This is a genomic window from Pseudomonas sp. BCA17 (genome assembly GCF_004519405.1).
GTDB lineage: Bacteria > Pseudomonadota > Gammaproteobacteria > Pseudomonadales > Pseudomonadaceae > Aquipseudomonas.
On record NZ_SGWI01000006.1, the window covers coordinates 1 to 20,968 of the forward strand.

The 20,968-nt window shown below is 58.6% G+C and carries 20 protein-coding genes; 13 read left to right on the plus strand and 7 right to left on the minus strand.

Going from position 1 to position 20,968, the window contains the following annotated elements; all coding sequences use genetic code 11:
* The first annotated feature begins 273 nt into the window (after positions 1 to 273).
* Positions 274 to 1,659 carry an MFS transporter gene (locus EXW71_RS20785; RefSeq protein ID WP_134661272.1) on the plus strand — a complete coding sequence of 462 codons (1,386 nt, stop codon included), beginning with the start codon at positions 274 to 276 and terminating at the stop codon, positions 1,657 to 1,659.
* A gap of 61 nt (positions 1,660 to 1,720) precedes the next feature.
* Here the strand turns inward: EXW71_RS20785 and EXW71_RS20790 are convergent, their stop codons facing one another.
* The 4 genes from EXW71_RS20790 to flgA form a co-directional block, all read right to left on the minus strand.
* Positions 1,721 to 2,470, minus strand: a complete 750-nt coding sequence (locus EXW71_RS20790; RefSeq protein ID WP_123718877.1) for a flagellar brake protein — start codon at positions 2,468 to 2,470, stop codon at positions 1,721 to 1,723.
* Positions 2,471 to 2,566: 96 nt separating this feature from the next.
* A complete protein-coding gene (locus EXW71_RS20795) occupies positions 2,567 to 3,037 on the minus strand; it encodes a flagella synthesis protein FlgN (protein ID WP_123718878.1) in 471 nt (156 codons plus the stop codon).
* Between the two features lie 48 nt (positions 3,038 to 3,085).
* The gene (flgM, locus tag EXW71_RS20800) at positions 3,086 to 3,409 is read right to left on the minus strand and encodes a flagellar biosynthesis anti-sigma factor FlgM (RefSeq protein ID WP_123718879.1); all 324 of its coding nucleotides are present in this window, start codon (positions 3,407 to 3,409) and stop codon (positions 3,086 to 3,088) included.
* A 143-nt stretch (positions 3,410 to 3,552) separates the two neighbouring features.
* Positions 3,553 to 4,314, minus strand: coding sequence for a flagellar basal body P-ring formation chaperone FlgA (flgA, locus tag EXW71_RS20805; RefSeq protein ID WP_134661273.1), 762 nt, complete (start codon positions 4,312 to 4,314; stop codon positions 3,553 to 3,555).
* Positions 4,315 to 4,404: 90 nt separating this feature from the next.
* Here flgA and EXW71_RS20810 point away from each other — a divergent pair, with 90 nt between their 5' ends.
* From EXW71_RS20810 to EXW71_RS20840, 7 genes are all read left to right on the plus strand, one after another.
* Complete coding sequence (locus tag EXW71_RS20810; RefSeq protein WP_134661274.1) at positions 4,405 to 5,337, plus strand: chemotaxis protein CheV; 933 nt, start codon at positions 4,405 to 4,407, stop codon at positions 5,335 to 5,337.
* A 46-nt stretch (positions 5,338 to 5,383) separates the two neighbouring features.
* Complete coding sequence (gene cheR / locus EXW71_RS20815) at positions 5,384 to 6,211, plus strand: protein-glutamate O-methyltransferase CheR (protein ID WP_123718882.1); 828 nt, start codon at positions 5,384 to 5,386, stop codon at positions 6,209 to 6,211.
* A gap of 232 nt (positions 6,212 to 6,443) precedes the next feature.
* Positions 6,444 to 6,851, plus strand: a complete 408-nt coding sequence (gene flgB, locus EXW71_RS20820; RefSeq protein WP_060756329.1) for a flagellar basal body rod protein FlgB — start codon at positions 6,444 to 6,446, stop codon at positions 6,849 to 6,851.
* Between the two features lie 3 nt (positions 6,852 to 6,854).
* A complete protein-coding gene (gene flgC / locus EXW71_RS20825) occupies positions 6,855 to 7,298 on the plus strand; it encodes a flagellar basal body rod protein FlgC (RefSeq protein ID WP_060756328.1) in 444 nt (147 codons plus the stop codon).
* 16 nt (positions 7,299 to 7,314) lie between these two features.
* Positions 7,315 to 8,046 carry a flagellar hook assembly protein FlgD gene (flgD, locus tag EXW71_RS20830; protein WP_134661275.1) on the plus strand — a complete coding sequence of 244 codons (732 nt, stop codon included), beginning with the start codon at positions 7,315 to 7,317 and terminating at the stop codon, positions 8,044 to 8,046.
* 31 nt (positions 8,047 to 8,077) lie between these two features.
* On the plus strand, positions 8,078 to 9,388 hold the full coding sequence (flgE, locus tag EXW71_RS20835; protein WP_134661276.1) for a flagellar hook protein FlgE: 1,311 nt from the start codon (positions 8,078 to 8,080) through the stop codon (positions 9,386 to 9,388).
* A 157-nt stretch (positions 9,389 to 9,545) separates the two neighbouring features.
* Positions 9,546 to 10,577 (plus strand): hypothetical protein, encoded by a 1,032-nt coding sequence (locus EXW71_RS20840; protein WP_256657152.1) that lies wholly within the window; start codon positions 9,546 to 9,548, stop codon positions 10,575 to 10,577.
* A 103-nt stretch (positions 10,578 to 10,680) separates the two neighbouring features.
* Here the strand turns inward: EXW71_RS20840 and EXW71_RS20845 are convergent, their stop codons facing one another.
* Complete coding sequence (locus EXW71_RS20845; protein WP_123718885.1) at positions 10,681 to 13,575, minus strand: ribonucleoside-diphosphate reductase subunit alpha; 2,895 nt, start codon at positions 13,573 to 13,575, stop codon at positions 10,681 to 10,683.
* Between the two features lie 580 nt (positions 13,576 to 14,155).
* On the opposite strand from EXW71_RS20845, the gene EXW71_RS20850 reads away from it, so the two are divergent.
* Entirely contained in the window at positions 14,156 to 14,881 is a 726-nt protein-coding gene (locus EXW71_RS20850; RefSeq protein WP_134661277.1) for a response regulator, read from the plus strand.
* Positions 14,878 to 16,488, plus strand: a complete 1,611-nt coding sequence (locus EXW71_RS20855; RefSeq protein WP_134661278.1) for an ATP-binding protein — start codon at positions 14,878 to 14,880, stop codon at positions 16,486 to 16,488. Before EXW71_RS20850 ends, EXW71_RS20855 begins: the two co-directional genes overlap by 4 nt.
* A 16-nt stretch (positions 16,489 to 16,504) precedes the next feature.
* Here EXW71_RS20855 and EXW71_RS20860 read toward each other — a convergent pair whose 3' ends face one another.
* On the minus strand, positions 16,505 to 17,221 hold the full coding sequence (locus EXW71_RS20860; protein WP_134661279.1) for a 4'-phosphopantetheinyl transferase: 717 nt from the start codon (positions 17,219 to 17,221) through the stop codon (positions 16,505 to 16,507).
* A 136-nt stretch (positions 17,222 to 17,357) separates the two neighbouring features.
* Between EXW71_RS20860 and EXW71_RS20865 the strand changes: the two genes are divergently transcribed.
* From EXW71_RS20865 to EXW71_RS20875, 3 genes are read left to right on the plus strand one after another with little or no spacing between them, the layout of a single operon-like run.
* Positions 17,358 to 17,666, plus strand: coding sequence for a hypothetical protein (locus tag EXW71_RS20865; RefSeq protein WP_123718889.1), 309 nt, complete (start codon positions 17,358 to 17,360; stop codon positions 17,664 to 17,666).
* A gap of 18 nt (positions 17,667 to 17,684) precedes the next feature.
* Positions 17,685 to 18,362, plus strand: a complete 678-nt coding sequence (locus EXW71_RS20870) for a response regulator transcription factor (protein ID WP_060756320.1) — start codon at positions 17,685 to 17,687, stop codon at positions 18,360 to 18,362.
* Positions 18,359 to 19,705, plus strand: coding sequence for an ATP-binding protein (locus tag EXW71_RS20875; protein ID WP_123718890.1), 1,347 nt, complete (start codon positions 18,359 to 18,361; stop codon positions 19,703 to 19,705). The genes EXW71_RS20870 and EXW71_RS20875 overlap by 4 nt, the downstream gene beginning before the upstream one ends.
* On the opposite strand, the gene EXW71_RS20880 is transcribed toward EXW71_RS20875, so the two are convergent.
* Positions 19,702 to 20,700 (minus strand): AraC family transcriptional regulator, encoded by a 999-nt coding sequence (locus EXW71_RS20880; protein WP_134661280.1) that lies wholly within the window; start codon positions 20,698 to 20,700, stop codon positions 19,702 to 19,704. The two genes, EXW71_RS20875 and EXW71_RS20880, sit on opposite strands and share 4 nt — an antisense overlap.
* Positions 20,701 to 20,968: the final 268 nt, after the last annotated feature.

The window sequence follows — 20,968 nt, forward strand, 5'->3', positions numbered from 1 at the left end:
ATGCGAGGGGCCTCATCGAGGTTGCCTTCAATGCAACTGTGCCTTCGGACTTCAACTACCTCGCCGCTGAATTTTTGCGGCTGAGCTCCACTCTAATAGTGCGCTGCATATTTTTCAGTATCGTTATGTACCTTTGAGACTGTGACGCTGCGTCTGAGCTTGTAAGCAAAATAATCTACGGAAACAGCCCATACCGCCTGTCCGGGCACAGTCACCCCGGACTATCATGCCGATAACCCTATCCCTTACCGCAAGGAGCCGCTCGGAACGCCGATGCGCCAAATCTGGAAATCTTTTCGAGCCCTTTATTTCGCCTCCTTGATGATGCTGATCGGCTCCGGCTTGCTCAGTACTTACCTGGCGTTGCGCCTGGCCGCTGACCATGTCGATAGCCTATGGGTAGGTGCATTGATGGCGGCCAACTATTTTGGCCTGGTGTTGGGTGGCAAGATCGGGCATCGCCTGATTGCCCGCGTCGGGCACATTCGTGCGTATGCCACTTGCGCCGGAATTGTCGGTGCTGCTGTGCTGGGTCACGGGCTGATCAACTGGTTGCCGGCCTGGATCGTGCTGCGGATGATCGTAGGCCTGGGGATGATGTGTCAGTACATGGTCATCGAAAGTTGGCTGAACGAGCAGGCGGACGCCAAGCAGCGCGGCGTGGTGTTCAGCGGTTATATGATCGCTTCCTACCTGGGCTTGGTATTGGGCCAGTTGATTCTCGTGATGCATCCCCAGCTTGGCCTGGAGCTGTTGATGTTGGTGGCGTTGTGTTTTGCCTTGTGCCTGGTGCCGGTGGCCATGACTCGACGTATTCACCCCGCCCCGTTACATCCGGCGCCGATGGAGCCGCGCTTCTTTATCAAGCGTGTGCCCCAGTCGCTGAGTACCGTGTTGGGAGCAGGCTTGATTGTGGGCTCCTTTTACGGCTTGGCGCCGCTCTACGCATCCCAGCAGGGGTTGACGACCGAGCAGGTCGGTTTGTTCATGGGCTGCTGCATTTTTGCCGGTCTGGTGGTGCAGTGGCCGTTGGGCTGGTTATCGGACCGTTATGACCGCGCATTATTGATTCGCTGTTTCGCTTTGTGCCTCGCGGTAGCTGCTCTACCGCTGGCGATCATGACGCAAGTACCGTTGGAAGTGCTTTTTGTAGCGGGATTCCTGTGTTCGTTGGTGCAGTTCTGCCTGTACCCACTGGCCGTGGCCTTTTCCAATGACCATGTAGAAGGGGATCGCCGGGTATCGCTGACAGCTATGCTGCTGGTCACCTACGGCATTGGTGCCAGCGTCGGGCCGCTATTGGCGGGGGTAGTGATGAAGGTGTTCGGCAGCCATATGCTGTACGCGTTTTTCAGCCTGTGCGCGCTGATTCTGGTCTGGCGTATCCGGCCGAAGGCAGTGACTAACCTGCATCAGGTTGATGATGCCCCGCTGCATCACGTGGCAATGCCTGACAGCATGTCCAGTTCACCATTGGTGGCTGCACTCGATCCGCGCGTCGATGAGGCTGTGGTGCAGGAGCAGATGCAAACCGCCGCAGCGGAGCCCGTTTCTGAAGCCGGTCCGCAAGCACCGATTGAAGAGGTAGCAGCTGATACTCCGCCGGAGCATCGAGACCCGGATGATCACCCTCATCATCTGAGCAAGGCGCGCCCCTGAATGTAAAAACGGGCAGATCCCCTAAGGATCTGCCCGTTTTTTTGACGCGCCTTACGAAGGCTTAAAAATCGTCATCCTTGTCGAAGCGCCGCGCTTCACGCTGTAGCTGGTACACAAAACGTTCTACCTGGCGCTGCACCAGGCCGCTCATGTTATGAAAGCGCACGCCGGCGAAGGTGGTATTGATCTTGTCTTCGAAGTGCAGATAACGCAGTTCGACGGAGGTGCTCATGCTGCCAAAGGGCAGGGCGGCGACGAAACGGTCATAGACCTGCCCCAGTTGCAGGCGCTCGGATATGTCGCCTTCAAAGCGCAGCTTACAGCCGGTAGCAGAAATATCCAGCAGCTTGCCACTGATCGGTGCCTTGAGCTTCTCGCCGCCCAGCTCGATACTCACCAACTGCGCCAGCTTCAACGCTGCGCGGAAGGCATTGCGTCGCTGATGGTAGACCACTTCGTCAGGCATGCTGCCGGTGTAAATGCGGTGGCCACTTTTCTCGCTGATGACGAGCGTACCACTGCTTTCCCAGGCAACCCGCACTCCGTCATGGAAGCCTTCAATACGGAAGGGTTCGCCATTCTCGAGATAGCGTTCACCATCGCGGGGAATCATTTCGTCCAGGGCCAGCGTCTTGCTGTCCCGGTCAACGTCTACCAGGTAACTTTGAAAGCGCTGGCTGCGTTCGTGGAAGGTAATGATCAGTGGATCATGGCTTTCCTGCAGCATTCGCAAAGTGCCGGCGATTTCCAGAGGCGTGGTGAGGACCTTCGGTGGCTGCGGGGCATCTTCCGCATTAAGGGCGTTGAACACGGTTCTTCCATCTCCAGACAAAATACGACTACACGCAAGAAAGGGCATTTTGCCAGTATGTGGCGTGCCTTGGATAGGTCGCGCGGTGAACCGGCCTCAGGCTTGGCTGCGGGTGCTCGGTTTGACCAGCCGCGAGGTGGAACCTTGGGCATTGTAGAGAGCCGGCGGCTCCCCGCCGTGGAGTATACGTAACTGATTGGCGGTCGTGGCTTGCTGAAGCTGGATCGACTGACCGTTGAGCAGGTTGGCTTCCTGGCACTGTGCGAGCAATTGATTGAGCGCACTGCTCTGCGTCAGTAGTTGGTCGCCGACCGAAGAGTGACTGGCCAGCTGAGCGAGGCCGTCGTGATCAGCTGGGAGGCCCAGGCTGATAAGAATTTCGCTGCGCTTCTTGCCGTGTTGTTCAAGCAGCACAATCAGCGATTGTTTGCGCGCCAGGATTTCTTCCAGCAAGGGCATATCCCGGCCATACAGGGCCAGGGATTCTTCTTTGAGCAACTCGAGCAAATGTTGCGTCGGCGCCAGATCATCAATGATCAGTTGGAGCAAATGTTCGTCGTGGTGCATGGCTGGCCTTGGGTTTTAAGCGTCCAAAAGCCCAGCGCAGGCCTTTGCCTAGCGCTCGGCTTCGAAGTTAAGCAGTTTGCTGGCTACACGGTTGCTGTCGACTTTATAGCTGCCATCTGCGACAGCCTGTTTCAACTCGGCCACACGGGCTTTATTGACAACCGGTTGATCGCGCAGCGAGTCAGTGACCTTCTGCAACTGTTGAGCCTCATTGCTCAGGTGTACCGATTCCCCGCTTTGGCTGGCACCAGTCTGCTCTGCCTTGGTGGGAGCAGGCTGGGACTTGGCTTCCACGCTGTCCTTTGCGCCGCCGGTGCGCGTAGAGCCGGGTAAAGCCGGGGTGTTATTCAAACGACTGAAATCAATGACCATGATAAAAAACCTCTGGGTATTTGGACGCTTGCCATGTTTTCGGCCATACCCAAATAAACTTTAGGCGCGATTGACAATAAATCTCGATGCTCGGAGGTTCAGCGCATAGTGTAGGAAAAGCATGCGTCCTATGCCAGTGAACTCTATAAAGCCACCTCGACTTGTCCCGGCGCCGTCACTTGCGCCTTGATCACACGGTTGGAGTTGAGATTCTTGACGCGAATCTGCTCGCTCATGCCACCGTTGGACAATGCTTCCCCCGGCATTTTTACAGTCAGCGCGCCGCTGCTGGCGGAAATCACCACCTGATCCCCCTTGCGGATCACCTCGGCCTGTTCCAGGTGGACCAAGGTGATGACTTGATCGGTGACCATTGGTCGGGTCAATTTCTGCCCGATGGCTTGATCTACCGATGTGAGATACCCCTGGTTGATCAGGCTGATATCACGTTCGCGCAGGGCAACGTCTTCGAAACCGATGATGCCGGTCCGCTTCAGCGGGCGCGTAACCACTACGACATCACGGAACAATTTGACTTGAGCCGGCACGAATACCGTCCAGGGCGAAGTGCCTTCACAGCGCACTTTGACCGTGACACGACCGATAGGCTGGGCAGGGCTTTCCAAGGTTGCAGTCAATTCTTTGTCGCACATCGGCATGCGTAGGCGAGGGTCTAACTGATTGACTTGGATCTCGTAGCGTCCCGGCGTTTGTGTGGTTGCCAGATAATCTTCTACAGTGAACTCAAGAAAGCCCTGCGTGACGCCGATAAGTAGATCAGGCAATGTGACGTTATCACCCCGGGCCGTGGCGCCTGCCGTCAAGGCAAGCAATACCATCGTGACGCAGAGCAATCTGCGGTAGCGAAGGCGGAGGTGTCGGGAAACTGTCGTTTTAATGTCCATGGCCAATAAATAGCAAAGCTCGTGCCGTTTAGTGTTAGGGGCGCTCTGCCCTGTAGGTATGGCCCAAGGTTTTAGCGTAGGAGTGCAGGCATGGCAGGTGTAATGGATTCAGTAAACCAGCGTACACAGCTGGTAGGGCAGAATCGCCTGGAGTTGTTGCTTTTTCGCCTCGACGGCACCCAGCTATATGGCATCAATGTATTTAAAGTGCGGGAAGTGTTGCAGTGTCCCAAATTGACGATCATGCCCAAGTCCAGTCCGGTGGTATGTGGCGTGGCCAATATCCGCGGGGCGACCATCCCGATTCTTGATCTGGCCTTGGCCACGGGCTCCACTGGTTTGCAAGACCGTGGAAGCCCGTTCGTGATCATCACGGAATACAACACCAAGACTCAGGGTTTCCTGGTGCGCTCGGTGGAACGTATCGTCAACATGAACTGGGAAGAGATCCATCCGCCGCCCAAGGGGACCGGGCGCGATCACTACCTCACGGCAGTGACGCGGGTTGATAACCAGTTGGTGGAAATCATCGATGTGGAAAAAATTCTTGCCGAAGTGGCGCCGACCTCGGAAGCCATCTCGGTAGGCGTGGTGGATGCTGAAACCGCGCACAAGGCTGTGTCCCTGCGTGTATTGACCGTGGATGACTCCTCGGTCGCGCGCAAGCAGGTCACTCGCTGCCTGCAAACCGTCGGCGTAGATGTTGTGGCGCTCAATGACGGTCGCCAGGCTCTGGATTACCTGCGTAACCTGGTAGATGAGGGCAAGAAGCCGGAGGAGGAGTTCCTGATGATGATTTCCGACATCGAGATGCCGGAAATGGATGGCTATACCCTCACGGCTGAAATACGCAGCGATCCACGCATGCAAAAATTGCATATCATCCTGCATACTTCATTGTCGGGTGTATTCAATCAGGCAATGGTCAAGAAAGTCGGCGCTGATGACTTCCTGGCCAAATTTCGTCCTGATGACCTGGCATCCCGGGTAGTCGACCGGATCAAGGCAGCAGATCATGGCTAGGGGGACATTCCCCCCTGGCGGTCACACGATTTAAGAGGCGGTATCATTGTCTACGGGTAATTTGGATTTCGAACAGTTCCGGGTCTTCCTGGAAAAGGCCTGTGGCATATTGCTCGGTGAAAACAAGCAGTACCTGGTATCCAGCCGTCTCAACAAGCTGATGGAGCAGCAGGGTATCAAGTCGCTGGGCGAATTGGTTCAGCGCATCCAGGGACAGCCGCGCAGTGGGCTCAAGGAAATGGTGGTCGATGCGATGACCACCAACGAGACCTTGTGGTTTCGCGACACGTACCCCTTTGAGGTGCTCAAGAGCAAAGTGCTGCCCGAGGCCATCAAGGCCAGTCCGGGCCAGCGCCTGCGCATCTGGTCGGCGGCTTGTTCGTCGGGGCAGGAACCGTATTCGATCTCGATGTCCATCGATGAATTTGAGCGAACCAACATCGGCCAGTTGAAGGCGGGGGCACAAATTGTTGCCACCGATTTGTCCGGTACCATGCTCACCAACTGCAAGACGGGCGAATACGACAGCCTGGCTCTGGGCCGTGGGCTTTCTCAGGAGCGCCTGCAACGTTACTTCGAACCGAAAGGGGCAGGGCGTTGGGCGATCAAGCCGCCGATCAAGAACCGGGTGGAGTTTCGCTCGTTCAACCTGCTCGACAGTTATGCCAGCCTGGGCAAGTTCGACATGGTGTTCTGCCGCAATGTGCTGATCTATTTCTCGGCCGAAGTGAAGAAAGACATCCTGTTGCGCATCCATGGCACGCTCAAGCGTGGCGGCTACCTGTTCCTCGGGGCCTCGGAAGCGTTGAACGGTTTGCCCGATCATTACCAGATGGTGCAATGCAGTCCTGGGATCATCTACCAGGCAAAGTGATGCACCTTTGAATAAAAATGGGAGGCCCCGCAAAGGCCTCCCATTTTTTTCGCCTCAAAGCGGCAACCCCCATTGCCGCTTTACTGGCTCTACACGGAAACCCGTTGCCGCTTTTCTGGCATTGCCGCTGGACAACATCCCGCAAACCCTTGAAATACGGGGATTCGGAGAATTGGCATGAGCCTTGCTATAACCCAGATACGAAAAGCAGGTCAGCCTAAAGGTTTCCGCCATGAGCATCAGCTTCGATAAAGCGCTCGGTATTCACGAACAAGCCCTGGGCTTCCGCGCCCAGCGTGCTGAAGTCCTGGCCAACAACATTACCAACGCCGATACCCCGAATTACAAAGCCCGGGATCTGGATTTCTCTGCTGTGCTCGCTGCACAGCAAGACAAAACCAAGAATGGCACCTTTGCCTTGAATATGACCAATAGCCGGCATATCGAAGCACAAGGTCTGAGCAGTGGTGATGAGGCGTTGCTGTATCGCACCCCGATGCAACCGTCGATCGATCAGAACACCGTCGACGCCCAGTTGGAGCAATCGGCCTATGCCGAGAACTCGGTGAACTTTCAGGCCAGCTTCACCCTGCTCAACAGTAAATTCAAAGGGCTGATGTCAGCCCTGCGTGGAGAATAAGCCATGTCCCTGTCCAGTGTTTTCAATATTGCCGGCAGTGGCATGAGCGCGCAGACCACGCGTTTGAACACCGTCGCCAGTAACATCGCCAACGCCGAGACCGTGTCTTCGAGCATTGACCAGACCTACCGCGCCCGTCACCCGGTGTTCGCCACTATGTTCCAGGGTGGCCAGGGTAACGGCAGTGATTCGCTGTTTCAAAACCAGGACGCTGCCGGCTCCGGTGTGCAGGTGCTGGGTGTGGTCGAAGACCAGAGCAACCTTGAGGCCCGCTACGAGCCCAACCACCCGGCTGCGAACGAAAAGGGCTACGTGTACTACCCCAATGTCAATGTGGTCGAGGAAATGGCTGACATGATCTCCGCCAGCCGCTCGTTCCAGACCAATGCGGAAATGATGAACACCGCCAAAACCATGATGCAGAAGGTCCTGACCCTGGGTCAGTGATAAGGGGCGCCAAATAATGGCCATTGTTGATACCACTAATTCAGCCAATACGCCGGTTCAGGACCTGTTCAATTCCAAGGTCAATACCGCGACGAACAACAGCAGCCTCGATAGCGCTGCCAAGGCTGCAACGGGCAATCAGTCGCTGGGCAAGGACGCGTTCCTGCAACTGCTGGTGACCCAACTGAAAAACCAAGACCCACTGTCGCCCCAGGACAACGGCGCGTTCGTGGCGCAATTGGCCCAGTTCAGCAGCCTGGAAGGCATCAATACCCTGAATGACTCGGTGAATGCGATCTCCAGCAACTTCAGCTCGTCGCAAGCGCTGCAGGCATCGTCGTTGGTCGGGCGCTCGATCATCACCCAGACCGACAAAGCCACCGTCGATACCAGCAAGAGCATGACCGGCTCGGTAGCGGTGACGGCAGCCACCGGTAACGTTTCCGTCAAAATCACTGACAAGGACGGAGCCGTGGTGCGCACCATTGATATGGGCGCCCAGAGTGCCGGGAATGCCAGCTTTATCTGGGACGGCAAGAACGACAACGGTGAGGTTGCCCCTGCTGGCACCTACACCTTTAACGCCACCTACAAGAATGACCAGGGTGACTCGGCTGCCCTGTTGACTTCGTTGCCCGCCACGGTGACCAGCGTGACATTGAGCAAGACCGGCGGCGAGATGCTGCTGAACCTTGCAGGTGGCATGGGCAGCGTCAAGCTGTCGCAAATTCAGACTATCGGTACATAGAGCCGGCTAAATACGGCAGAGGGAGAGAAACATGTCTTTTAACATCGGCCTTAGCGGCCTCTATGCGGCCAACAAACAGCTGGACGTGACCGGTAACAACATCGCCAACGTCGCGACCACCGGCTTCAAATCGTCGCGTGCGGAATTTGCGGACATCTACGCAGCCTCCAAGCTGGGTACTGGCCAGAACAGCATCGGCAGTGGTGTGAGCCTGGCGGCAGTGTCCCAGCAGTTCACCCAAGGTGATGTCGTCGGCAGCGGAGGCCTGTTGGATATGGCGGTCCAGGGCGGCGGCTTCTTTGTGCAGAAGGGCAGTGACGGTTCGCTGGAATACACCCGTAACGGCTCCTTCCGCGCGGACAAGGACGGCTACATCACCAATAACACCGGCACGTCGCGCTTGCAGGGCTACGCGGCGGATGCCAATGGCAATATCGTCAAGGGCGCCCTGACCGACCTTCAACTGAACCTGTCGAACCTGCCGCCCAAGGCTTCCACCAAAGTGGACTCCCAAAGCAACCTGAACTCGTCGTCGCCAGTGATCGACCAGACGGCCACCCCGTTCGATCCGACCAAGTCCGAAACCTTCACCACCCAGTACACCACGACCTTGTATGACAACCAGGGTAACGCTCACCCGATGGTGCAGTACCTGGTGAAGACGGCCGGCAACACCTGGAACTCCTACACCCTGATCGATGGCCGTAACCCTGACGGTACCGCGCCAACGGGCACGGGCTCCACGCCGCCGGTTGCGTCGAAATTGAGCTTTGACGGCTCCGGTAAACTCACCGGGATTGTCACCGGTGGCACGTCCAGCACTACGCTGACCATTGCCAACTGGACCCCGGGCACCGTGACTAATGGTGTGTGGACGGCAAACGGCGCGACGGCCAACCCGACTGGGATCGCCATCAACATGGCTAACATCACTCAGTACAACTCGGCCACCTACCGTAACCCCCCGGTCACCGATGGCTACGCCACCGGCCAGATCACCGGCCTGAACATTGACGGTAACGGCGTGCTGTTCGCTACGTTCAGCAACCAGCAGAGCAAGGCTATCGGCCAGCTCTCCTTGGCCAGCTTCAACAACGAGCAAGGCCTGCAGCCCGCTGGCAGCACGACCTGGAAAGAGACCTTCGCCTCTGGCCAGCCAGGTTATGACACGCCGCAAGCCGGTACCCTGGGTTCGATCGTGTCCAAATCCCTGGAGAGCTCCAACGTCAACCTGACCAACGAGCTGGTGGACCTGATCAAGGCCCAGAGCAACTATCAGGCGAACGCCAAGACCATCTCCACCCAGAGCACTATCATGCAGACCATTATCCAGATGACGTGATGTACCTGGGTTGGCGCGCTCCATGAAAAGGCCCCTCGATTGAGGGGCTTTTTTTTTGCGTGAGAAATCACTCGCGCAGCTGTAAGGGAGTGTTGTGGAACGCCTGGGTCCTGAATCGCCACTGAGTAGGCCAGTTACTCAATGGAGAGGCTTGGGAATGTGGAATTCAGGTGTGTCGGGAGTCGGATATGGGCGTGCGGGTTCAACGCCCGGTGTGGAGCAATTGGCGTCGGCACCTGTCGCGCCTGTTGTTGAGGCGGGGGCGCTCAAGAAACTGCTCAATGAGCTGTTTGACGCTGAGCAAGGTTCCAGGTCCCAGACGGCCCGGGATGTGCGCGATAAGCTCAATGCCGTGCGCGAGAAGCTGGGTGATGAGAAATTCAAAGCACTCATTGACGAACTGAGCGAAGAGGCGACCACACAGTTTCGTGAGTTTCTCAAACGATTGTTGAGGGAATGGTTTCCGGATACGGATGATGCCCCCCCAAGCCCGTCACCTGCATCGCCTGGCGGCGGCCGTGGCCCAAATGTGCCTCGAAGCGATTTCGGGCCCAGTGAGTCAATGAGCAACAAGTCGATTACCGAAGGGGCTAAACATTTCAACTACAAGCCGGACTCCAGCAATCCAGGGAAAAAGCCAGACAATATCTGGAGTGGATTCAGTCAGGGGCCGGACGGCAATTGCATCACGGTTTCCGCGATAAAAGCAGCGATGATGCAGTACGGCCAGAAGCCTACCGATGTGTATAAAGAGGTCAAGGAACGTGGCGATGGTTATGACGTGACCATGCGTGATGGCTTCAAGCTGCATCTGTCCAAAGGTGAACTGCAACTTGCGGCGAAGGAGGCACGCTTCAGAGGGGCTGACCCGCAAATGATGACCGATGCAAACTTCATGTATGCCGTGAGCGCTAAGCGGGCTCAAATGGAAAACAATGATGGCACTGGCGGGCGCAGTTACCAGTCCGCATTGAACAGCTTGAACGATGGGGAAGACAGTCGGGAAGGTTTGGATCGTTTGGGGCTCAAGGGGCGTTACAGGCCCGCGTCTGACACGGAATTGAGAAGCAGCAAAGTGGGAACGGTGGAGTATGACGGCCACTCAATGGCAGTGATCGACGGACGGATCGAGTTGTGGGGCGCGCGAGGCGGGGTGCCCAAGGCAGGGACGGCCACGGTCTTGTTCTGATCAGCCAGCCCGAAAAACAAAATCCCCGATAAACCCAACTGCAGCCAGGGTCTATCGGGGATAGAGGACAACCCCGGCTGTTCAAGCCCGGGATCGGCTCAGCTTATTGGCAAGCTTCGCAATCCGGTTCGTCGATCGCACAGGCCTTTGGCACTGGCGCCGGTCCGGCTGGAGCCGCGAGAACCGAATCATCACCGTGGTTACCGCTGGAAACAGCGTTCAGCTTACCGGTGTTGATGGTCGACTTCTCGGTGCTGGTCGCAGCCAGGGCGCGGAGGTAGTAAGTGGTTTTCAGGCCACGGTACCAAGCCATGCGGTAGGTCACGTCCAGCTTCTTGCCCGAGGCGCCGGCGATGTACAGGTTCAGGGACTGGGCCTGGTCGATCCACTTCTGACGACGGCTGGCCGCGTCAACGATCCACTTGGTGTCCACTTCGAAGGCGGTCGCATAGAGCTCTTTGAGTTCTTGCGGGATGCGCTCGATCTGCTGCACGGAGCCGTCGTAGTACTTCAGGTCGTTGATCATGACCGAGTCCCACAGGCCGCGGGCCTTGAGGTCGCGAACCAGGTACGGGTTGATCACGGTGAATTCGCCCGACAGGTTCGATTTCACATACAGGTTCTGGTAGGTCGGTTCGATCGACTGCGACACGCCGGTGATGTTGGCGATGGTGGCGGTCGGTGCGATGGCCATGATGTTGGAGTTACGAATACCTTTCTGCACACGGGCACGTACCGGTGCCCAGTCCAGGGTTTCGTTCAGGTCAACGTCGATGTACTTCTGGCCACGGGCTTCGATCAGGATCTGTTGCGAATCCAGCGGCAGGATGCCCTTGGACCACAGCGAGCCCTGGAACGTCTCGTAGGCGCCGCGCTCGTCGGCCAGGTCGCAGGAAGCCTGGATCGCGTAGTAGCTGACCGCTTCCATGGATTTGTCGGCGAACTCGACCGCAGCGTCCGAACCGTAAGGAATGTGCTGCAGGTACAGTGCGTCCTGGAAGCCCATGATCCCCAGGCCCACTGGACGGTGCTTGAAGTTGGAGTTCTGCGCCTGTGGCACCGAGTAGTAGTTGATGTCGATAACGTTATCGAGCATGCGAACGGCGGTGTTGACGGTGCGCGCCAGCTTGGCGGTGTCCAGCTTGCCGTTGACGATGTGGTTCGGCAGGTTGATCGAGCCCAGGTTGCAAACGGCGATCTCATCCTTGTTGGTGTTCAAGGTGATCTCGGTGCACAGGTTCGAGCTGTGCACCACGCCGACGTGCTGCTGCGGGCTGCGCAGGTTGCATGGGTCCTTGAAGGTCAGCCATGGGTGGCCGGTTTCGAACAGCATGGACAGCATTTTGCGCCACAGGTCTTTGGCCTGGATGGTCTTGAACAGCTTGACCTTGCCTGGGTACTCGGTGAGGGCTTCGTAGTACTCGTAGCGCTCTTCGAAGGCTTTGCCGGTCAGGTCGTGCAGGTCCGGTACTTCGGATGGCGAGAACAGGGTCCACTTGCCGTCATCGAAGACGCGCTTCATGAACAGGTCAGGGATCCAGTTGGCAGTGTTCATGTCGTGGGTACGACGACGGTCATCACCGGTGTTCTTGCGCAGCTCGATGAACTCTTCAATGTCCATGTGCCAGGTTTCCAGGTAGGCACACACAGCGCCTTTGCGCTTGCCACCCTGGTTAACGGCGACGGCGGTGTCGTTCACTACCTTGAGGAACGGTACGACGCCCTGGGACTTGCCGTTGGTGCCCTTGATGTACGAACCCAGTGCACGCACCGGCGTCCAGTCGTTGCCCAGGCCGCCCGCGAATTTGGACAGCATGGCGTTGTCGTGGATCGCGTGGTAGATGCCCGACAGGTCATCCGGCACGGTCGTCAGGTAGCAGCTGGACAGCTGTGGACGCAGGGTGCCGGCGTTGAACAGGGTTGGAGTCGACGACATGTAGTCGAACGACGACAGCAGGTTGTAGAACTCAATGGCGCGGTCTTCTTTCTGCTTCTCTTCGATCGCCAGGCCCATGGCCACGCGCATGAAGAACACTTGCGGCAGTTCGAAACGTACACCGTCCTTGTGGATGAAGTAACGGTCGTACAGGGTTTGCAGGCCCAGGTAGGTGAACTGCTGATCACGCTCGTGGTTGATAGCCTTGCCGAGTTTTTCCAGGTCGAAGGTTGCCAGGACCGGGTTCAGCAATTCGAACTCGATACCCTTGGCGATGTAGGCAGGCAGGGCCTTGGCGTACAGGTCGGCCATCTCGTGGTGGGTGGCGCTCTGGGCAACGTTCAGGAAGCCCAGGCCTTCGGCACGCAGGGTGTCCATCAGCAGGCGTGCGGTCACGAACGAGTAGTTCGGCTCACGCTCAACCAGGGTACGAGCGGTCATCACCAGGGCGGTGTTGACGTCGGTCAGGGCCACGCCGTCGTACAGGTTCTTCAGGGTCTCGCGCTGGATCAGGTCGCCGTCGACTTCTTCCAGGCCTTCGCAGGCTTCGGTGATGATGGTGTTCAGGCGGCCCAGGTCCAGTGGTGCAAACGTACCGTCGGCCAGGGTGATGCGGATCGACGGGTGAGCTTGCACCGCGGCTTCTTCAGCAGGGGAGCGAACGGCACGTTCCTTGGCACGCGAGTCACGATAGATCACGTAGTCGCGAGCCACTTTCTGTTCGCCGGCGCGCATCAGGGCCAGTTCGACCTGGTCCTGGATTTCTTCGATGTGGATGGTGCCGCCCGAGGGCATGCGACGTTTGAACGTTGCGGTGACCTGTTCGGTCAGGCGGGCAACGGTGTCGTGGATGCGCGACGAGGCAGCAGCGGTGCCGCCTTCAACTGCAAGAAACGCTTTGGTGATCGCGACGGTGATTTTGTCATCGGTGTAAGGAACGACAGTGCCGTTACGCTTGATCACGCGCAGTTGGCCTGGTGCGGTGGCGGACAGATCCAGGTTTGAATCAGCGGCCTGCGGCACGGAGCCTTGCGGGTTCTCGCGAGTTGTGTCGGTTTGCATGGGGGGTTGTCTCCACGTTCTATATTTGATTGCGAGTGCCAGGCTTTTTCCTGCAACACCCGTACCGTTTTCCATGTCGGGGATGGAGAACAGCTGCCATCCGCGTGAGCGGTTTGGTCTACTGAAAATCTGTTGGTTCCACGCTGCGCCAGCAAATAAAGCGCTTGAGTTTCGAGCCACTTGTGTGGTTAGGCGGTTGGGTCAAAAACCCCACATGTAGGGTCTTGTCTGTCGCCGAGGTACAAGATAATGCGTTTCTGAGGGGTTAGCAACGCAGTAACCTGTGGATAACGCTGTGAGTAAAATGTGTAAGAAGGGTTCAATGTCCGTGTAGGCCGCATTACTGCTGGATTGCACCGTTTGTCATTAAATGTTTCGGGTTCAAAACAACTGGCTGTTTTTCGAAGGGCGCGAACCCTATCACAAAAAAACACGATCACCGAGTGGATTTCCAGGCTTGTGCCAGAGGGCTGGCCCGTGGCTACAATCGGTCCTTGTTATGCCCTCTGAACATTACAAATAAGGTGTGGCTGGCGAATGAAACAGCCAAGGTATGCCTTTATAAAAACGAGGATCCCCCGTGGAGCAAGAAGCCTGGCAAATACTGATTGTCGAGGACGATGAGCGACTGGCCGAATTGACCCGTGATTACCTGCAGAGCAATGGCCTGCGCGTAGCGGTGGAAAGCAATGGTGCGCTGGCCGCGGCCCGCATCATCGCTGAACAGCCGGACCTGGTTATCCTAGACCTGATGCTGCCGGGTGAAGACGGCCTGAGCATCTGCCGCAAAGTGCGCGCAGGCTACGATGGCGTGATCCTGATGCTCACTGCGCGTACCGATGACATGGACCAGGTGCAGGGCCTGGACATGGGGGCCGACGATTACGTGTGCAAACCCGTGCGTCCGCGCCTGTTGCTGGCGCGTATCCAGGCGCTGTTGCGCCGCAGTGAGCCGGCCGAACATGGCGCCGTGGAGAGCCAGCGCCGCCTGCAATTCGGCCCACTCGTAGTGGACAACGCCCTGCGTGAAGCCTGGCTGCATGAGGGGGGCATCGAACTGACGAGTGCCGAGTTCGACCTGTTGTGGCTGCTGGTGGCGAATGCCGGCCGTATTCTGTCCCGCGAAGAAATCTTCATTGCCCTGCGCGGTATCGGCTACGACGGCCAGGACCGCTCCATTGATGTGCGTATCTCCCGCATTCGCCCGAAAATAGGCGACGACCCGATCCACCCACGCCTGATCAAGACCATCCGCAGCAAAGGCTACCTGTTCGTCCCCGAAGCCGCTGTCGATATGCCGCTGTGAACTCGATCTTCCTGCGCATCTACGGCGGCATGTGCGCGGCGCTGATTCTGGTGGCGCTGCTGGGGGTGCTGGCGCTGCACCTGCTCAACGAGGTGCGCAGCGGGCAGTACCGTGAGCGCCTGGCCCATGGCACCTTTGCGTTGATGGGGGACAACCTGCAACCCATGAGCGCCATCGAGCGTCAGCGTGCCTTGGCGGTGTGGGAGCGTTTGCTGGGAATCCCCCTGGAACTGCGCAGCCTCAGTGACGCGCAGTTGGACCTTACCCAGCGCAATCGCCTGCAACGCGGCCAGGTGCTGGTGCAACAGACCGGCCCTCATGCCGCTCGCGTCTTGCGCCTGGTCAGTGAGCAGGAATCGCTGGTGTTGACCGGCGAAGTGCAGCAGATCAGCGAGCAGCTGGCGCGTGCAACTATCTACCTGTTGGCCGATGAGCTGGTGCGTTTTCCGGTCGCGGAGCAGCCGCAGCGTCTTGCCGACATAAAGAAAGCCAAGGGCTTTGGCTTCGAGATGCACCTGATGACGCTCGATCAGGCTGACATGGATGATGACCAGCGCCGTCGTGTGTCGGAGGGCGATACCGTGATGGCCCTGGGTAAGGGCGGCGATTCAATCCGCGTGTTCGCCGGTATGGTCGGTACGCCTTGGGTCCTGGAGCTTGGCCCGCTGTATCAAATGAACCCTTACCCGGCGCAATGGCTGATCCTGATCGCGTTGGTCAGCCTGACCCTGATCGGCTTGATCGTGTATTTCCTGGTGCGCCAGCTTGAACAGCGCCTCCGCGGGCTGGAGGCGGCGGCCACGCGTATTGCCAAAGGCAGCCTGGAGGTGCGCGTGCCGGCCCGCGGGGCGGACTCGGTAGGGCGTCTGGCGGCAGCCTTCAACGGCATGGCCGAGCACCTGCAGCAGTTGCTGGCGATCCAGCGGGAACTGGTGCGCGCGGTGTCCCATGAGTTGCGTACGCCGGTGGCGCGCCTGCGTTTTGGCCTGGAGATGATCGGTGACGCCGCCACCCCCGAGGCACGGCGCAAATACATGGACGGGATGGACAGTGATATCCAGGACCTCGATGGCCTGGTGGACGAAATGCTCACCTATGCACGCCTGGAGCAAGGTGCGCCGGAGCTGAATTTCCAGCGGATCGACCTCAGCGCTTTGCTCGATCAGGTCATCGGCGAATTGTCGCCACTGCGCCCGCAGGTAAGCGTGAGTCGCGGTACCTGCCTGTCCTCGGCGCATTGGGAAGACGCCTGGGTCGATGCCGAACCGCGTTACCTGCACCGGGCTTTGCAAAATCTTGTGAGCAATGCCATGCGCCACGCACAGGGCCAGGTGTTGATCAGTTACCAGGTGGGCCAGGTGCGCTGTCGCATTGATGTGGAAGATGATGGCCCGGGTGTGCCGGAAAGTGCGTGGGAGCGGATCTTCACGCCATTTCTGCGCCTGGACGACAGTCGCACGCGTGCCTCGGGCGGGCACGGCTTGGGTTTATCGATTGTCCGACGGATCATCTATTGGCACGGCGGGCGCGCCTTGATCGGTAAGAGCAACAACCTGGGCGGGGCATGCTTCAGTCTGAGCTGGCCCCGGGATCAGGACAAACCCTGAAACTGCGCGCGGCGTGTCAGGCGCTGATGGCGACCAGGCTCAATAACTGATCCCCATCCACCGCATACTGCCCCTCCAGTGTCTTGCCATGGCACCACTCGGCCGACAGGTCCGTCAGCAAGCGCAATCGCACATGGCCTGCGTCGGACCATTCAAGCACCTCGGCGTGCTCGAAGTAGAAGCGCTTTTGCACAATCGGGTAAAGCGCCTTGAACAGGCTTTCCTTGAGCGAGAACGTCAGCGTCACCAACAGCGCGATCTGCTCACGCGGCAGGTCGGCCATGCGTTGCAGCTCATCGGCAGTGAGGATTTCCCCGGCCAGGCGTTCGGCCCGCTCCAAGCTCAACAGGTTCTCCAGGTCCATACCCAGTCCGCGCCATTGTGCCTTGTACCCGACTATCGCCGCGGCATGCCCGGTGCTGTGGGTGATGGAGCCGCTGATATGCCCAGGCCACACCGGTGCACGGTCTTCGCCGATGGCCGGGACGCAATCGAGCCGATCGAGTTGTTGCAGCGCCGTACGGGCACACAGGCGGCCGGCAAGGAACTCGGCCTGACGCTTGGCCACCGAGCGCTGGATGCTGGCGGGCGGCGGCACGGCGCTGCGCTGGAAGTCGCCGGCATTCAATAAGGCGGGGTCGAAGCGGGTACTGAGAAACACCGTGCCCGGCAAGGGTTCGGGGAGTGGCCAATGGGCGTTGAGTGGGGTGCAGCAAGCGGGTAGAGGTGTCATGCGCGGTATTTTGCTTCAGTTGGCACGCCAGTGGATAGCCTGCAACGGTTCAGGTGAGGTTCAGAGCCCGTTCAGGGGGAGTTCAGGGGCGCCTGCGTAGTCTGGCTCCAACAGCCAAACGCGTAGAGGTAACCAGATGACTGCGATCAAACAGCTGATATTGGCATTGACCATGCTCAGTGCCACTGCCGGAGTGCAGGCTTCGGACGGCACCTTTGCGGCATTCGGCGGCGAGAAAACCAAGAAGTCCGGCAACCTGATCCACCGTGTCAGCTTCGACGATGCAGGCAGCCAGGCCGCGCCGTGGGGCCAGTTGCTGGGGCAGACCGTCCCGCAACCGGGTTACCGCACCGGCTACGAACACCTGACGGGCCAATACAATGGCATTAAACTGCGCCCGCAAGATTTGCAGGGCCGCTATGATATCCCTCTGTCGGACAGTTGAATCGCCTTGGAGAGCCTTATGAAATTGCTGGTGGTGGAAGATGAGGCGCTGTTGCGCCATCACCTGTTGACCCGCCTGACCGACAGTGGGCATGTGGTTGAAGCCGTGGCCAATGCCGAAGAAGCCTTGTACCAGACCGGTCAGTTCAACCACGACCTCGCCATCATCGACCTGGGCCTGCCGGGCATGGGCGGCCTGGACCTGATCCGCCAACTGCGCACTCAGGCCAAGAGCTTCCCGATCCTGATCCTTACGGCACGTGGCAACTGGCAGGACAAGGTCGAAGGCTTGGCCGCCGGTGCCGACGATTATGTGGTCAAGCCATTCCAGTTCGAAGAGCTGGAGGCGCGTATGAATGCCCTGCTGCGTCGCTCCAGTGGTTTCACCCAGTCCACGATCGTGGCGGGCCCCTTATTGCTGGACCTCAACCGCAAACAAGCCTCCCTGGATGAGCAGCCCCTGGCGTTGACCGCCTATGAGTACCGTATTCTCGAGTACTTGATGCGCCACCATCAGCAGGTGGTAGCCAAGGATCGCCTGATGGAGCAGCTCTATCCCGATGATGACGAGCGCGATCCGAACGTCATCGAAGTGCTGGTGGGGCGCCTGCGCCGCAAGCTGGAAGGCCCTGCGGGGTTCAAGCCGATCGATACCGTGCGCGGCTTGGGTTACCTGTTCAATGAGCGTTGCCGTTGATTCGCTCGCTACGCGTGCGCTTGATGCTGGCGGCCGCAACCCTGGCCGTGCTGTTTATGCTGGGCTTGTTGCCCGCCATGCAAGGCGCTTTCAGCCTGGCGTTGCAGGATTCCATCGAACAGCGGCTGGCCTCGGACGTGACCACCTTGATTTCTGCGGCACGGGTCGAGAATAACCGGTTGCTGATGCCCGCCCAGTTGCCCGATGAGCGCTTCAACCTCACCGACAGCCGGCTGCTGGGTTATATCTACGACCGTGAAGGCCATCTGGTCTGGCGTTCGCGAGCTACCCAGGAAGAAAACATCAACTACCGGCCGCGTTACGACGGGCGAGGCAACGAATTCGCACGTATCCGCGAGGCCAGCGGCCAGGAGTTTTTCGTGTATGACGTCGAGGTCAAACTGCTGGGGGGCAAAAGCGCAGCATTCAGCATCGTCGCCTTGCAGCCTGTACGCGAATATCAGCTGACTCTTGAAGGCCTGCGGGAAAACCTTTACCTGGGTTTTGGTGCGGCCTTGCTGGTGCTGTTGACGTTGCTCTGGCTTGGTTTGACGTGGGGCCTGCAAGCCCTGCGGCGCCTTAGCCAAGAGTTGGACCAGATTGAAAGTGGCACTCGCGAAAGCCTTACCGAAGAACACCCACGCGAATTGTTGCGCCTCACCGGCTCCCTCAACCGTTTGTTGCACAGTGAGCGTGAACAGCGTGCGCGTTACCGCGATTCTCTTGACGACCTTGCCCACAGCCTGAAAACCCCGTTGGCGGTATTGCAAGGTGTGAGCGAAGAGATGGCGCAGCGCCCGCAAGAGCGTGGTCAGGCGTGGGTTCTGCAATCTCAGATCGAGCGTATGAGCCAGCAGATCGGCTATCAGCTGCAGCGGGCCAGCCTGCGCAAAAGTGGTCTGGTGCGCCACCAGGTACGCCTGGCGCCGGTGCTGCAAAGCCTTTGCGATACGCTGGACAAGGTTTACCGCGACAAGCGCGTCACCGTGTCCTTTGACTTGCCGGACGAGTGTGATGTGCCCATCGAGAAAGGTGCGCTGCTCGAAATGCTCGGCAACCTGCTGGAAAACGCCTATCGCCTCTGCCTGAGCGAAGTGCGCATCAGCCTGGTAGAAAGCCTGGAAGGCACTGAGCTGTGCATTGAGGACGATGGCCCCGGCGTGCCACCGGATCAGCGCGCACGGATTCTGCAACGCGGCGAACGGCTGGACCGTCAGCATCCGGGGCAGGGGATCGGTCTGGCGGTGGTCAAGGACATCATCGAAAGTTACGGGGCGCGCCTGACCTTGGTTGATTCACCCTTGGGTGGGGCGGCGTTCAAGATTCACTTCCCGGCGCTCTAGTTGTCCTGCGCACGATAGGCACCCGGCGTAAGCCCGGTCCACTTCTTGAACGCCCGATGAAACGCCGACGGTTCGGAAAACCCCAACTGCTCGGCGATTTCCTGCAACGACAGGTTGGCCCGCCCCAAGTGATAAATGGCGATGTCTCGCCGCAATTCATCTTTGAGTGCCTGGAAACTGGTGCCTTCTTCCCGCAGGTGTCGGCGCAGGGTCTGCGGGCTGATGTGCAGGTGCTGCGCCACGGCCTCCAGGTCCGGCCAGGGCGTGCGATCGCGGCTCAACAAGCGGCGTAGCTGGCTGCTCAAGCTATCGCCTTCATCCGGTCGTGACAGCAAGTCTGCGGGTGACCGCTCCAGAAAATGCTTGAGCGTGCGTTCATCCTGCAGCAGCGGCAAGTTCAAATAGCGGCAGGGGAATACCAGGCTGCTGCGCGGTGCGTTGAATACCTGGGGGCAGGGGAAGAGCAAGTCATACTCGCCGGCATGGTCCGGCATCGGGTAGTTGAATGTCGCCTGGTGCAACCGAATTCGCTGGCCGATCAACCAACTGCCCAGGCGATGCCAGATCACCAGCAGGCATTCACTCAGGAAGTGATCCGGGTCCCACAGTTGTGAGTCGTCCAGGCTCAGACGAGCCATGTCGCCTTCTCTTGTCAGATGCCAGCGCGGACCTTGTGGGAATAGGCTATAAAATAATAAACCGCGTTCCAGAGCCTTCTCCAGGGTGCGGCAGTGAATCAGCGCGTGGCACATCATGGCGAAGGTGCCGCGTTTACTCGAGCCTTCAGCGAACCCCAGGTATTCATCGTCAAGCGCCAGCCAGAGCATCTGCAACAGCCGGGTAAATTGTTCCGGCGCAATACGGGCGCGGGGTTCGGTCAGCAACTCTGGGGTAATGCCCACCTGTTGCAACAGGGCCGAATAGTCGTAACCCGCTCGGCGGGCACCGCCAAGGGCCGCTCGGGCGTAGTGACTGGCGATGGTGCGTTCACGCATGTCAGAGCCTCGTCCATGGAATGGCGGATGTTAGCCATCCCCCGGCAGGGCAACAAGGCGGATATCCGCCAAATTGTAGGACGGGATCTGCTGGCCTGGCGGAAATCCGCCACTGGTTCAGAGGCTTTGGAGGGCGCCTGAACGCTCCAAGCCCTGATGTCTAAAGGCCTCTAGCGGATTTGAAGAAAGTGGCACGGCGTTTGCGATAAGAAATGGCAGCGCAGGCCTGGTCTTACCAGCCTCGCAAACAACAAATCCCTCCAGTGCA